Genomic DNA, 14,933 nt, shown 5'->3' on the forward strand with positions numbered 1-14,933 from the left:
TGGCAAGGCCACAAGAATTTAAAACAAAAGTTATTAATATGTTATTGGCATAATAACGCAAATTGCATTGTGATCGACTTTTATCTGGTTTCAGCCTACTATGCAGGCGTCTGTTCACCTCTAATTTCTATGCTACTTCTATGATTACTTTCTCTGATATTCAATTGCTACGCGGCGGTAAGCCACTCCTCGACCAAGCATCTGCGACTCTTCATCCTGGCGACAAGATCGGTTTGGTTGGTAAAAACGGCTGTGGTAAATCCACGCTTTTCGCCTTAATTAAGGATGAATTATCGATTGATGCCGGTTCATTCAGTAAACCCGCTCACTGGGAAATGGCTTGGGTTGCACAAGAAACCCCAGCATTAGAAAGAAAAGCCATTGAGTATGTGATTGATGGTGACAGAGAATATCGTGGCCTTGAAGAGCAATTAGCCAAAGCAGAACAGGCCGACAACGGTACACTGGTAGCAGAGATACACGGAAAAATTGAAACTATTGGTGGTTACACCATCAATTCACGAGCCGCAGAATTACTTGATGGCCTTGGTTTTCGTCAAGAACAAATGACATGGAATCTGACCCAATTTTCGGGTGGTTGGCGTATGCGCTTGAACTTAGCGCAAGCTCTTCTATGTCGTAGTGACTTACTGCTACTCGATGAGCCTACCAACCACTTAGACTTAGACGCAGTGATGTGGTTAGAGCGCTGGCTACAAAGCTACCCTGGTACACTGATTCTTATCTCGCACGATAGAGACTTCTTAGATCCTATCGTCAACCGCATCGTGCATGTTGAAAACCAGCAGCTTAACGAATACACAGGAAACTACTCGTCGTTTGAGACTCAACGTGCTCAGAAACTGATCCTGCAACAAGCAATGTTCCAGAAGCAGCAGAAGCAAATGTCTCACATGCAGAGCTACATTGACCGTTTCCGCTACAAAGCTTCAAAGGCTCGCCAAGCGCAAAGTCGTATTAAAGCGCTTGAAAAGATGGAACAAGTACTACCCGCTCAATTTGATAACCCATTCAGCTTTGAATTTAGAGAGCCAGACGCGCTGCCTAACCCAATCATGATGATGGATGAGGTATCGGCGGGTTACGACGACAACCTAATTCTAGAAAAGATTCGCCTTAACCTCGTTCCAGGTAGCCGTATCGGCCTGCTGGGCCGAAATGGTGCGGGTAAATCGACACTGATCAAACTGCTTTCAGGCGAACTAAAACAGCAAGGTGGTGAGCTGAACTATTCGCAAGGCGTTAAGTTGGGTTACTTCGCTCAACATCAATTGGAAACGCTGCACCCAGAAGAGACGCCACTGCAACACATGATGCAGATTGCGCCTAAGCACACCGAGCAACAATTGCGAGATTACCTAGGCAGCTTTGGCTTCCAAGGTGAAAAAGCGCTCGATAAAGTGGCTCCGTTTTCTGGTGGTGAAAAAGCACGATTGGTATTGGCGCTACTGGTATGGCAAAAGCCAAATCTCTTGTTACTCGATGAACCAACCAACCACCTTGACCTCGATATGCGTCAAGCGCTGACCTTCGCGCTACAAACGTTTGAAGGCGCGATGGTTATCGTATCGCACGACCGTTACTTACTGCGTGCAACCACCGATGACTTGTACCTAGTACATGACCGTCAGGTTGCGCCCTTTGACGGTGATCTTGACGATTACTATAAATGGCTGACTGAACAGCAAAAAATTGAACGTAAAGAAGCGCAAGCGTTAGCTCCGGCTAAAGACAGCGCGAACAGCGCAGCGGCAAAAAAAGATCAGAAACGTAAAGAAGCAGAGTTCAGAAAACTGACCGCACCACTGCGTAAAAATCTGACTCAATTTGAAAAGCAGATGGATAAGTTAACTCAGTCTCTTGAAGAAGCTGAACAGCAATTATCTGACACTTCACTTTATGAAGCTGAAAATAAGGCTAAACTGAATAAAGTACTCGCACTGCAAGCGAGCAGTAAATCACAGCTAGAAGAAGTTGAAATGGATTGGATGTCCACTCAAGAAGAACTTGAGCAAATGGAACAGGAAATGGATAGCTTATGAGCCCAGAGCACGCCCCGATATCACTAACACTGGAACGACTATGGCAATTTAGCCTTCAGTATTACAGTGTGCGCGGTGTAAAGGATGCGTGCTTAGCTTTGCAAAACCAGTTCCACGGCAACGTCAATCTTCTGCTGCTTCTCAAATGGCTTGATGAGCAGCAACTCTCTTTTGCCGAAGAAGAGTGGCATAAAGTACAACAGTGTTTAAGCCGCTCTGAAACTCTTCTTCACAACTATCGTGAGCTACGTAAACACCTCAAACCTCAGGTTGTCGACTCTCTCTACCGCGAAGCTCTCCAATTTGAGCTACAGCTAGAGAAACAGCAGCAGTCCGACCTCGTTGACTGCATTAACTCCCTTAAACTTTTTGCCAACCAACAATCGTCACTCACCTTTAAATACTGTCGTTTATTAGGGGCAGAAAACCTCTATGCCGCTTTTTCTGAACCAGCACCACAGCCCTAACACGTCACCTCTCCCTTTTGAATCAAAAACCGAGCTTAATTGCGCACTATCATTTCCATGTTCACGTACAGACGAATGCACACCAAAGGCAATCGATAATACAACCAACCTTGATGATATTCAGCCAGTTACGATCAACGTGTTTTTATGTTTCCTATAAGTTAACCCCTTGCGCTTATACCGAGAATCACCCAAGATCAAATCAAAACGTGGGCGTTTCACAACAAGCTCAATCCTTTATCAAAGCCCATAAAATAAGCATGGACTGTTTTTATGACAATATTTACCGCTGCCGCTGGTTTATCTAATCCCCACTTACAAACCTTAATACCACGGTTTATTAGAAAGCAGGCGTTGTTTCATCCTCAATGGCAAACATTAGAAACACCCGATGGTGACTTTCTCGACCTTGCTTGGAGCGAATCACCAAGTGGTGACAATCCAGGTAGTAATCATCGAAGTAACAAACCTATATTCGTTCTGTTCCATGGTTTAGAGGGTAGCTTTGAGAGTCCTTATGCCAACGGCCTAATGAATGCGTTTGCTAAAGAGGGTTGGCTTTCAGTGATGATGCATTTTAGAGGCTGCAGCGGAAAACCGAATCGCTTGGCTCGCGCATATCACTCAGGTGAAGTCGAAGACGCTCGCTTCTTCCTTAAACACCTTGATAGACAGTTTCCAAATAACCCAAAGGTTGCGGTTGGGATTTCCTTAGGCGGAAACATGTTAGCGAACTATTTGGTTGAATACGCAGATGACCCATTACTGTCGGCGGCAACAATAGTCTCTGCACCTTTTGATCTTGCCTGTTGTTCAAGCCGCATTGAACGAGGTTTCTCCAAGATCTATAAGAAGTACCTGCTCAATTCACTCAAATCCAATGCGTTGAAAAAGGGTAATCTGCTACAAGATAAACTCGGGATCACCGCTGAAGCGATCAAGAAAATTAATAAGCTATACGAGTTTGATGAACGGATTACTGCGCCGCTACACGGGTTCAAAAACGCGCAAGACTATTACGCACAGTGCTCCGCTCTTCCTAAGCTCAATCAGATAAAACTACCGACACAGATCATTCACGCCAAAGATGATCCATTCATGACCGATGATGTTATTCCAAAATTCGTCCTCCCCGACAACATCGATTATCGACTGTTTCAAAAAGGTGGCCATGTGGGCTTTATTACCGGCAGTACGCTCAAACCTAGATTTTGGTTAGAAGAAGCATTACCCGCCTACTATGAAAGTCTCCAAGATTCGGCATAATGCCCGGACGTTATAAAAATAAGCTTAGCTTTGGTAAAGAGGGGGGAGTGGTAATGTCCACTAGACACACTCATCAACGTACCAATGAACATACTTATGAACATAAAAGAGAGAAGTATTTATGATCATCCCATGGCAAGACATCGCGCCAGAGACACTGGAAAACCTCATCAAAGAGTTCGTACTACGTGAAGGTACAGACTACGGCGACGTAGAGGTTTCATTACAGAACAAGATTGACCAAGTGAAACATCAATTAGCCTCGGGAGAGGTCAGCATCGTGTTTTCTGAGCTACATGAAACCGTTGATATCCAAGTCATAAAACGCTTCTAGGCTGCGCTTAGAAAGGAGCCGTGTTATAGTAAAAATCGATTGCTAACAAGTATGTTACTCAAACGACAAGGGTTGTCATGTCCGCTAAACATCCAATTATTGCGGTGACGGGTTCATCTGGAGCCGGCACCACCACTACCTCAGAAGCCTTCCGTAAAATGTTCAATATGATGGACGTGAAGGCCGCTTGGGTTGAAGGGGATAGCTTCCATCGCTTTACTCGACCAGAAATGGATGTCGAAATCCGCAAGGCACGCGCGCAAGGTAAACACATCAGCTACTTTGGTCCACAGGCTAACGATTTTGGCGCATTAGAAGAATTCTTCCATCAATACGGTAATGAAGGCACCGGTAAAGTACGGAGTTATCTGCACACCTTCGATGAAGCCGTGCCTTACAATCAAATGCCAGGTACCTTTACGCCATGGCAAGAGATCCCTGAAAATTCAAATGTGATGTTCTACGAAGGCCTACACGGCGGTGTAGTAGACGGAGACATCAACGTCTCTAAACATGTCGACCTGCTAATTGGCATGGTGCCAATCGTAAACCTTGAATGGATACAAAAATTCGTTCGTGACACACGCGATCGCGGGCACTCACGCGAAGCAGTAATGGACTCAATTGTTCGTTCAATGGATGATTATCTTAACTACATAACTCCTCAATTTTCGCGTACTCATATCAATTTTCAACGAGTGCCAACCGTAGATACATCCAACCCACTCAACGCCAAAGGGATCCCTAGTTTAGACGAGAGCTTCGTAGTTATACGATTACGTGGCATCAAAAACGTCGATTTCCCCTACCTTTTGGCTATGATTGATGGCTCATTTATGTCTCGCCACAACACGCTTGTGGTGCCAGGAGGAAAAATGAGTTTTGCTATGGAGCTCATTGTAAGGCCAATCCTGCAGCAACTCATCGAAACCGGCAAAATAGGTTAACGGTACGACATTCCTATTGATTACTTTTCATACCGTGATCATGTGCACAATTTTGCGTAAAAAATCGTAGCTTGGTCACGATTAAAATCAAGAAATAGTACCTGAAAAAGGATACTATTCTTAAACGAAACACAAGATAGCTTGCAGCACTCAACAAGTGCTCTTATCCTAACGAGTCAATCCAGGCTTAGCTAAAATACGGAAAGCAGCAAGCATACCCTGCAGAGGAAGTAAGATATTATGGTTCTAGGTAAACCCCAAACCGATCCAACATTAGAGTGGTTCCTTTCACACTGTCATATTCATAAGTACCCTTCAAAAAGTACTTTGATTCATGCTGGTGAAAAGGCAGAAACCTTGTACTACATTGTGAAAGGTTCTGTGGCAGTTCTTATCAAAGACGAAGAAGGTAAGGAGATGATTCTTTCTTACCTAAACCAAGGCGACTTCATCGGTGAGCTTGGCTTATTCGAAGAAGACCAAGAGCGTACTGCGTGGGTTCGAGCAAAATCTCCTTGTGAAGTCGCTGAGATTTCTTTCAAGAAATTCCGCCAACTTATCCAAGTGAACCCAGACATCCTGATGCGTCTTTCAGCGCAAATGGCAAGCCGCCTACAAGTAACTAGCCAAAAGGTTGGTGACTTAGCGTTCCTTGACGTAACCGGTCGTATCGCTCAAACGCTACTAAACCTAGCGAAACAACCCGATGCAATGACTCACCCTGACGGCATGCAAATCAAGATCACTCGTCAAGAAATTGGCCAGATCGTTGGTTGTTCTCGTGAGACAGTAGGTCGTATCTTAAAGATGCTAGAAGAGCAGAACCTAATTTCTGCACACGGTAAAACTATCGTGGTATACGGCACTCGTTAATCTCGATTAACTGAGCCAAAAATTTGAAAGCCACCAAATGAAAATTTGGTGGCTTTTTTGTTATCTAAAGATCTAAAGAGCAGATGCGAGATGCGAATGGAACACTTACAACTTCCAAACGCAAACTATCTCGAAGCGAAGCGCACCCGCATCCCTAGGGCAAAGCCTGTGCTCGAATCTTTCTTTAACCGTTGGTGCTTTCAAAAATCTTGTCAGCCGATGCTGCAACAAACCCGGTATAAAGCTCACCATTCGCCATCGCATAGCGCTTAGCAAACTCATAGAAGCCACCAGGAATCATCTCATTGCCTTCCACAAATGAAACTGGGACTTTGTCTGCCATTGTTGATGATTGCTCTAATAAGACCTCTGGAGAGCCTTTCACCTCACCTCCAGATGCATTGATCGTGAATCCCGACTCATTCAGATAGTCATTCACAACCTGCACTTCATCGAACTTATTTAACTGGTTCACACTCACCGTAAAGTGGTTGGCACCGTAACCATGAGCCGCTAGCCAAGACGCGTATTCACTCTCTTTTGCTAGCACTTGGAAATCAGCGAAGCTCAAATCCCAGAGACGACCACCAAACAAGAATTCATGACCTTGAAGCTGACTTGCGTCAACTTGCTCAACCAACTTAGCAACGATCTGTTGCAACTCACTTGAGCACTCTTCTACCTTCAACTCACTAATGAACACTTTCGGCTGCTTTGGATCTGGATGCTCGTAATGCTTAGCGACTAGCTTCTTGCTCTCAAACAGGTAATCGCCACACGCTTTATAACCTAACTCAAGGAAAGGCTTAGCCAGCGTTTCAATTCCCAGCGGAGCTACATTGAAAGTACGCAGTGCAATATGATCATTAATCAGCGCTTCGTCTTCTTTTAGCAACTGGTGTACTTTCTCAGCCGATGGGCACAGCCTGTGAATGTAATCATCCCATAGTGATTTAAAGAGTAGATCGGGCGTCATGGTGACTCCTTGTCAGAGGTTCTAGCAAGCTAGTAATTTGGATTAGAAAGGGAGTGGCTGAGACCCAAAGTCAGCAGCCATCAGCCTGTGACATACTTGTTCTATTATTATCTACCGCCCAATCTAGGTGTCGGACGTGATGGAAAAGGAAGCGATAACACCACTTCCCTATTTCCAATTTAACGAATGAGCTTAGTACTCATTAGCCTAAATTACAGCTCAATACCCGGGCTAAACGTTGCTGGAAGTTGAGTTTCACCACCTTCCATTGAAGCCATAGGATAAGCACAGTAGTCAGCCGCATAGTAAGCACTAGGGCGTAAGTTACCTGAAGCACCCGGACCACCAAATGGTGCATCACCACTGGCGCCTGTTAACTGACGGTTACGGTTCACAATACCCGCTCGAATATGGTCAACGAAGTATTCCCATTCAGAATCATCTGTTGATACTAAACCAGCAGATAAACCAAAGCGTGTGTCGTTAGCTAACTCAACCGCTTGCTCTAGTGATTGGTAACGGACCACTTGTAGCAATGGACCGAAGTACTCTTCATCCGGCAGTTCAGCAATGTTGGTTGCATCGATAATCCCCGGAGAAACAAACGCCGCTTGACCCGCTTTTGCTTCCACGAGGCTGACACCGCCTAGCGATTGCAGATTCGCTTGCGCGTCTAAAATAAACTTAGCTGCTGTTTCAGAGATCTGTGGGCCCATGAATGGTGCTGGCTCAGCGAAAGGCTGATCAACACGAATCTTTTGAGTTGCTGCAACAAGCTTATCGATCAGTAGGTCACCCTTCTCGCCAATAGGAACATATAGACGACGAGCACATGTACAACGTTGACCTGCACTGATGAACGCCGATTGGATAATGGTGTATACCGTTGCGTCCGCATCACCGTATTGGTCGCTGATCACCATAGGGTTATTGCCGCCCATTTCTAACGCTAGCATCTTGCCCGGTTGACCCGCGAATTGACGGTGCAGGATATGGCCCGTATTCGCACTACCCGTAAATAACACGCCATCAAGACCTTTAGCATCGGCCAGTGCGATACCTGTCTCTTTAGCGCCTTGCACTAGGTTGATTACGCCAGCAGGAAGACCCGCTTCTTGCCATAGCTTCATTGCGAACTCACCTGTCCAAGGTGTCTGCTCTGAAGGCTTAAATACCACGGTATTTCCCGATAGCAGTGCAGGAACAATATGACCGTTAGGTAGGTGTCCTGGGAAGTTATAAGGACCAAATACCGCCATCACGCCCAGTGGACGGTGACGAAGTACGATTTGGTTGCCTGCCGCTTCACGTGAAGCTTCACCAGTACGTTCGTGGTAAGCACGGATAGAGATAGCTATCTTGCCTGCCATCGCGCCCGCCTCCGTGCGAGTTTCCCAAATAGGTTTACCCGTCTCTTTTGCGATAATTTGTGCGATTTCTTCGCTGTTCTCTTTCACTTTTTCCGCGAACTTCAACACGATCGCTTCGCGCTCAGAAAAGCTCAGCTTTTTCCAAACTAAGAAGGCTTCACGAGCCGCCGCTACTGCGGATTCAACCTGTGCCGGTGTTGCACTATCACCCTGCCACACTACTTCGTTGTTGTATGGGCTTACTGATGTCATGGCATCACCTTGACCTGCCACCCATTGTCCTGCTATCCACTGAGTCATACTTCTATCCTTAAAAATCTTCGACAGATAATCACCGCTCTTATTGAGCCAACATGCGAACGAATTCGCCTTCTTTTACTTCAAGAGCGCTTGCTACTTCAGATGATAAAATCACTGTGTCTCTTTCTTGGTCATACGCGCCTTTCGCGGCGACCGCGCGGAAGTTTTCAAACGAGGTATTACCAATTAGGAAGTCTTTCGAGCTAGAGTGATCGGCAATTTTTACTTGAGCACGAATCGCATGACGCACCGATTCGATATTTTTTAAATCACATTCAACCGTTGGGCCGGCATCAAAAATGTCAACATAGCCACGATTAGTAAAACCTTCACGTTCAAGTAGCCTTAGTGCCGGACGAGTATTCTCGTGCACTTGGCCAATCACAGACTGGGCCTCTTTACTCAATAAGTTTACGTAGATTGGTAACTTTGGCATAAGGTCAGCAATGAAGCCTTTCTTACCAATACCAGTTAAGTAATCTGCAAGTGTAAAATCAATAGAGAAGAAGTGCTCTTGCAGCCACTGCCAGAAAGGTGAATTGCCTTCAGCATCCGATACACCACGCATTTCAGCAAAAATCGTTTTCGAGAAACGCTCTGGGTGTTCAGCCATGATCAAGAAACGACACTTAGACATCAAACGGCCATTCAATCCACCACGGAAATCAGGTCGCAAGAATAGTGTGCAGATCTCACTGCATCCTGTGTAGTTATTACCGAAAGTCAGCAGCTTCACGACATTATTAACGCCAAGCTTTTGTGATGAGTGAACCACTTTACTGATGTGGTAAGAATAAAACGGTACATCCCAGCCAATCGAAGCTTCGATCCCTGTAGTACCGGCCACTTCTCCAGTTTCGGTATCAAAGCCAACCATTAAGTAGCCTTCGTCACCGGGCTCAGTCACATCTTGTTTGGCAAAGCTGTATTCAGAGTGAGTAATTCGGTTGGTTAACAGTTCTTCATTAACCGGAAGAGACGTAAATCCATGTCCTGACTCAACGGCGCAGGTATGCAGCGAATCGTAGTCAGATAATTTAATTGGGCGAACAACTAGCATCAATATTCCCTCCAGATGCAAAACAGGCCCAAAACCAGAAGCTTGGGCCTTTAGCGAAACGTCATAGGATCGCTCTAATGACGATGATTCCTATGACGCCGCTCAGGCTATACTAGCGTAGCGATTGCTTTGTCTAGTTTTGATAAGCCTTCTTCAATTTCTTGTGTAGTAATAACCAGTGATGGCGTGAAACGAACCACGTTTGCCCCCGCAACCAGTACCATCAAGCCTTGTTCACCTGCTGCTACTAATACGTCGCGTGCACGGCCTTGCCACTCTTCATTAAGCGCAGCACCTAGCAATAGACCTTTACCACGGACTTCACTGAAGATTTGGTACTTATCGTTAATCTTAGCAAGACCATCACGGAACAATGCTTCACGCTCTTTCACGCCTGCTAATACTTCAGGTTGGCTAACCACATCAACAACCGCTTCTGCAACAGCACACGCCAGTGGGTTACCACCGTAAGTAGAACCGTGAGTACCTACTTTTAGATGTGCCGCTAATTCAGTGGTCGTTAGCATGGCACCGATAGGGAAACCACCACCCAGAGATTTAGCCGTACTTAGAATATCTGGTGTCACACCTAGGCCTTGGTAAGCGTAAAAGTTGCCCGTACGACCATTACCCGTTTGCACTTCATCAAAGATAAGCAGTGCATTGTGTTTATCACACAGTTCACGAACTGTGTTCACGAATTCAGAGGTTGGCGAGATGATACCGCCCTCGCCTTGCAGAGGTTCCATCATGATTGCACAAGTGCGATCAGAGATGTGCGCTTCTAGCGCTGCAATATCGTTGTAAGGCAGGTGAGTAACGTCGCCCGGTTTAGGACCGAAACCGTCAGAATAAGCTTCTTGCCCACCAACGGTTACGGTAAAGAAAGTACGACCGTGGAAACCTTGTTTGAATGCAATGATTTCAGATTTCTCAGGACTATGGACATCCGCAGCCCAACGACGAGCTAGCTTCAATGCTGCTTCATTGGCTTCAGCGCCAGAGTTCGCAAAGAATACTTTTTCTGCAAAACACACGTCGGTTAGCTTTTTCGCTAGACGCAGCGCAGGTTCGTTGGTCATCACATTACTTAGATGCCAAAGCTTATTCGCTTGCTCAGTAATTGCATTCACCATTGCTGGGTGACAGTGACCCAAACAGCTCACAGCGATACCACCAGCAAAGTCGATATACTCTCGGCCTTGTTGGTCCCAAACGCGTGCGCCTTCCCCTTTTACTGGGATCATTTCCATTGGGTTATAACAAGGCACCATCACCTCATTAAACAGACTACGTTCTACTTTATTTTCCACTGTCATCGTACATTCCTTCTCGATACCGCAAGCTTCGCAAATAAGCGTATTGGTTTATAAGTGAGACAAAAATATTTTGTCCCGTCATAATCCCGCCGCAGCATTATATTTACATTTAATTAACGTTTTCAATAGTAGATTATTCTTTAGCCATCCATGACAGCCAGCTAAATGTCACTACCTATGACTATTTATGCATCAATTAATCTATTTTATGAAGCTTTTTCTATTCAAACGTATCTATAAAAACAGCAAAGCCTTACTGGTACAGCTGTATATTGAGGTCGAGAGGAAATAAGGCGAATAATATTGCATAGACTAAAAACTTAGCCTAACGAGGGAGAAATGTTATAAAAGGTGATCAGTGTCAGGGAGAGAGGAGCGCTTAAAACACGGATTCAAACACCTAGCGTCTTAGGAAATTAGCCAGAAGTTGGTGTCCCTGATCTGTTTTAATCGATTCAGGGTGGAACTGTACTGCATCAATCGGCAAGGTTTTGTGTTGATAACCCATGATCTCATCCATACTGCCATCTTCAAATTCCGTCCAAGAAGTGAGTTCAAAGCAGTCGGGTAGCGTGCCATTCTTCACCACTAAAGAGTGGTATCGCGTCACAGTCAGAGGATTATTGAGACCTTGGAAAACACTCTTACCGTTGTGACGGATTGGAGAGGTTTTACCATGCATCACTTGTCTGGCTCTCACCACTTCACCACCAAAGACTTGGGCAATGGCTTGATGACCAAGACACACCCCTAAGATCGGCAGCTTACCAACGAAGTGCTCAATGACTTGCAGAGAAATACCCGCATCATCGGGCGTACAAGGGCCCGGCGAGATAACAAGATGACTAGGATTCAGCGCTTCAATGCCCACAATATCAATCTCATCGTTGCGAACAACTTTTACAGTTACCCCTAACTCACAGAAATACTGATACAAGTTATAGGTAAAGGAGTCGTAGTTATCGATGATAAGTAACATGGGTCGAAATCGTTTGCTAAATACTAAAGGGTTGGGAGATATAGGGGCGGTATTGTGCAATACCCATAGCGAAAGGCAAGTGGAAACTGCATTTCGCCAATAATTAAGGCCAACCTAAGTTGACCTTAATTGTTTACAGATAGCTCTAAGCTATCTGGATTGGCTTGCTTGTATAGCTTACTAATCTACTTACGATTTAGCTATTTGCGACGACGCCACATTGCTAGGCCGAACAATGACATCAGTGCACCAAAACCGAATGAGCCGCCGACTCTTAGCTCAAGAACCGCAGGATCATGATCCGATGAACGGAAGTGATCTTGGTACTTAGGCAGATCGCCTTTGTACTCTTCGTTGTAGTCAAATAACGTCGATTCGCCACCGTTAATGTGCCAGTCAGTAGCATCAACCACCATGTCCTTCAAGCTGTCACTGATCAGTAAGTGATCCAACGCGCCCACTTCGTCATTGTATGAGTAGCTCCAACTGTCTGGGTGCTTTTGAGCCACTGCATTAATGTAGCCGTAGTTCTTAGTAATCACCGCACCGCTATCACCAAACTGCTCAACACCATCAATGTAAGTGTTACGCGCCGCTTTGATTTGCTTACCGTATTTCTCTTCAGAGTAATCCGTTAGCACCAGCATTGGATCTTCCATGCCGTACGAGTTCATATCACCCAGAATCACTTTATGGCCTTTGATGCCATCAAGCGCTTCACCTAATGCGACCGCAGCTGCCACACGGAAGTTCTCACATGAACCTTGCTTATCGGCATCAACACCACCTTGACCACCCTCTTCAACTGACGCAGCATCTTCCCAACACTTAGAACCTTTCGATTTAAAGTGGTTAATCGCTACGGTGAGTTTCTCTTTGGTGCCTTTAACTTTAAAGGTTGGCGCCAATGAGTCGCGTTGGTAGTTCTTACCGTCTTCAATCACCTTGCCAGAATCGTCTAACACCTCTGGTGCTTGCTGGCTTGGCATCGCGATAACACGGCTGTCTTTAAGCTTCACTACCTTCTTACGGTAGATAACACCCGTTGTGATTACGTCGGTACCAATCGAGTCCATCTCGTCGGTTACGCCATCTTCATTAGAATCGACAGCGACAAACGTATAACGGTCTTTCTTACGTTCAATACGGTTATTCAGTTGATTAACAAGCTGCCCAATGGCAGAGCCTTCACCAAATCCGTTGTTCTCAATTTCCATCAAACCAATGATGTCAGCGTCTAAGCGAAGAATCGCGTTGACAATCTTCTCTTGCTGCATCTCAAACTCAGTGATGGTGTTTGCGCCACGGTTGCTGCCGTGCTGGTTCGCATCACCATCAAATGGAGAGTTGAAGTAGTTCAGTACATTGAAGGTCGCGATACGTAGGTCACCTTCATCCATGTCTGGCTTGTCGTTACGCGGATCGTTGCGAACGAAGTTTTCAGCCGAGATCTGGTTAGTCGCAATTAAACGGTACTCACCGTAGCTGTAAGTCAACACACCTTCTAGGCCAACAATGGTGTCATCGATACGGATATAGTCTTCTGTTGAGCCATCTTGGTCGATGTCGGTACGGCCAAAGTCTGGATAAAAAGGAACTTGACCATCACCCGCTTTTTGATCCGTTTCTACGAAAATACGACGATCAGCGTTGTCTTCTGTTTGCTGTTTCGCGTCATCAGAACCTGCGGCGAAAAGCTGGTTAGGCTGCATGTTGATACGCTCATGCGCCAACACCATGTTGTTACGACGACCTGCGTAGTCATAACCGAAGGTACGCGTTACACGCATATCAAGTGCTTCGGTTGTTTTCACCAACATGCCTTCGTAGCGTTCAAGCGTTGCCGCGAAGTTCTCGTCACTGTCTAGCGCTTCAATCGCCGTTGCTTCAGGTGCTTGTTGTGTCCACTGCTTTAGCCATTGATTGTTTTCAACTTTAAGTTGAGTGTGGCTGTAGTATTCTTGAACCTTGCCTTTGACACACACCACATCGCCCGCGGCTAGCTCTGAGCTTGACTGGTTAGTATGAATGAATAGACCTTCAGAGGTGCTTGAGTTGAAGTCATCCTCAAGTGCTTGCAGATAGAAGCCTTTGGTTAGGCCTGTAGTCACTGCACTTACCACACCTTTGACGAAGTATTCATCATCAGTGATATACGGATAGCCATCGATGAATGGCGATGTTGCACCTTCACCTTGGATCTCTTGAATAGTGGTGAATACCGGATCTGAGCCATCTTGTGTACAAGTAAACGCTTCTGGCAATTCAACACTGTCTAGTGAACCTAACCCTTCAATGTTGTCTTTTGGTAGCGATATCCACTGTGAAGCGTCAAACGTCGCCGAGGGTGTTTGTTCAGCTCGAACCAAAGTGACATCTTTGCCCCAGTCCACATCGCCCATCACACCAATCATATCCAGCACACTTGAGTCTGAATTCAAGATAGCCAGCGGATCGTCTCCATTATGGTTAGCCAGCGAAGCATTTAGAATGTCAGCGACGGCCTTAATCTCATCACTGGCACTGGTATGAGCGACAACAAGTACCTCACCGGGCGCTAAAACGTGGCCATCTAAAGGTAAAGTGCCCCCCCATGATCCGTTGCCATTCGCTGATTTAGCCAACGAATAACCATCTAAGTTAATGTGGCTATCACCGTTATTAGCAATCTCAACCGCTTTGTTGTAACTGCCGCCTTCCACATATTGTGAAATAAACAAATCAGCGTGTGCGCTTGTGGTTAACAAGCTACCAATTGCCACTGCTAGCAATGAAGGTTTGTGTAAAAGAGCCATCCGTTTCACCTGAGTTCATTGAGTTATCGTCACTGCCGTCTATGGGCAGTCATGTATTTTGTGGTAACTATCAGGTTTATTTATGAAAGGAATAAGTCAGTTGGCAAGAAAATGAGGAACTTATCACTTTGGAATCATCAATTGTTTGGCACGTTATATATTTCCAACATATATAGAAATGAGT

General features: G+C 45.6%; 12 protein-coding genes. 6 read left to right on the top strand and 6 right to left on the bottom strand.

Annotated elements, in window-relative coordinates; all coding sequences use genetic code 11:
- Positions 1-140 precede the first annotated feature (140 nt).
- The 6 genes from OCU50_RS12980 (at position 141) to crp (ending at position 5,950) form a co-directional block, all read left to right on the top strand.
- Positions 141-2,063 carry an ABC transporter ATP-binding protein gene (locus OCU50_RS12980; RefSeq protein WP_060468726.1) on the top strand — a complete coding sequence of 641 codons (1,923 nt, stop codon included), beginning with the start codon at positions 141-143 and terminating at the stop codon, positions 2,061-2,063.
- Entirely contained in the window at positions 2,060-2,530 is a 471-nt protein-coding gene (locus tag OCU50_RS12985; protein ID WP_060468727.1) for a TIGR02444 family protein, read from the top strand. Before OCU50_RS12980 ends, OCU50_RS12985 begins: the two co-directional genes overlap by 4 nt.
- Positions 2,531-2,803: 273 nt before the next feature.
- A complete protein-coding gene (locus tag OCU50_RS12990) occupies positions 2,804-3,796 on the top strand; it encodes a hydrolase (protein WP_060468728.1) in 993 nt (330 codons plus the stop codon).
- A 121-nt stretch (positions 3,797-3,917) separates the two neighbouring features.
- Positions 3,918-4,130, top strand: a complete 213-nt coding sequence (locus OCU50_RS12995; RefSeq protein WP_017055816.1) for a YheU family protein — start codon at positions 3,918-3,920, stop codon at positions 4,128-4,130.
- 77 nt (positions 4,131-4,207) lie between these two features.
- Positions 4,208-5,077, top strand: coding sequence for a phosphoribulokinase (locus OCU50_RS13000; RefSeq protein WP_017055817.1), 870 nt, complete (start codon positions 4,208-4,210; stop codon positions 5,075-5,077).
- A gap of 240 nt (positions 5,078-5,317) precedes the next feature.
- Positions 5,318-5,950, top strand: coding sequence for a cAMP-activated global transcriptional regulator CRP (gene crp / locus OCU50_RS13005; RefSeq protein ID WP_004410522.1), 633 nt, complete (start codon positions 5,318-5,320; stop codon positions 5,948-5,950).
- Positions 5,951-6,134: 184 nt separating this feature from the next.
- Here the strand turns inward: crp and OCU50_RS13010 are convergent, their stop codons facing one another.
- The 6 genes from OCU50_RS13010 to OCU50_RS13035 form a co-directional block, all read right to left on the bottom strand.
- A complete protein-coding gene (locus OCU50_RS13010; RefSeq protein ID WP_060468729.1) occupies positions 6,135-6,926 on the bottom strand; it encodes a DUF1338 domain-containing protein in 792 nt (263 codons plus the stop codon).
- A 212-nt stretch (positions 6,927-7,138) separates the two neighbouring features.
- Entirely contained in the window at positions 7,139-8,596 is a 1,458-nt protein-coding gene (gene astD / locus OCU50_RS13015; protein WP_060468730.1) for a succinylglutamate-semialdehyde dehydrogenase, read from the bottom strand.
- Positions 8,597-8,636: 40 nt separating this feature from the next.
- Positions 8,637-9,656, bottom strand: a complete 1,020-nt coding sequence (astA, locus tag OCU50_RS13020) for an arginine N-succinyltransferase (protein WP_060468731.1) — start codon at positions 9,654-9,656, stop codon at positions 8,637-8,639.
- Positions 9,657-9,763: 107 nt separating this feature from the next.
- Entirely contained in the window at positions 9,764-10,975 is a 1,212-nt protein-coding gene (locus OCU50_RS13025; protein WP_060468732.1) for an aspartate aminotransferase family protein, read from the bottom strand.
- 400 nt (positions 10,976-11,375) lie between these two features.
- On the bottom strand, positions 11,376-11,954 hold the full coding sequence (locus tag OCU50_RS13030; protein ID WP_060468733.1) for an aminodeoxychorismate/anthranilate synthase component II: 579 nt from the start codon (positions 11,952-11,954) through the stop codon (positions 11,376-11,378).
- 200 nt (positions 11,955-12,154) lie between these two features.
- The gene (locus tag OCU50_RS13035) at positions 12,155-14,749 is read right to left on the bottom strand and encodes an ExeM/NucH family extracellular endonuclease (RefSeq protein ID WP_060468734.1); all 2,595 of its coding nucleotides are present in this window, start codon (positions 14,747-14,749) and stop codon (positions 12,155-12,157) included.
- Positions 14,750-14,933 lie beyond the last annotated feature (184 nt).

Origin of the sequence: Vibrio toranzoniae, from assembly GCF_024347655.1 — a bacterium.
Classification (GTDB): Bacteria; Pseudomonadota; Gammaproteobacteria; order Enterobacterales; family Vibrionaceae; genus Vibrio; species Vibrio toranzoniae.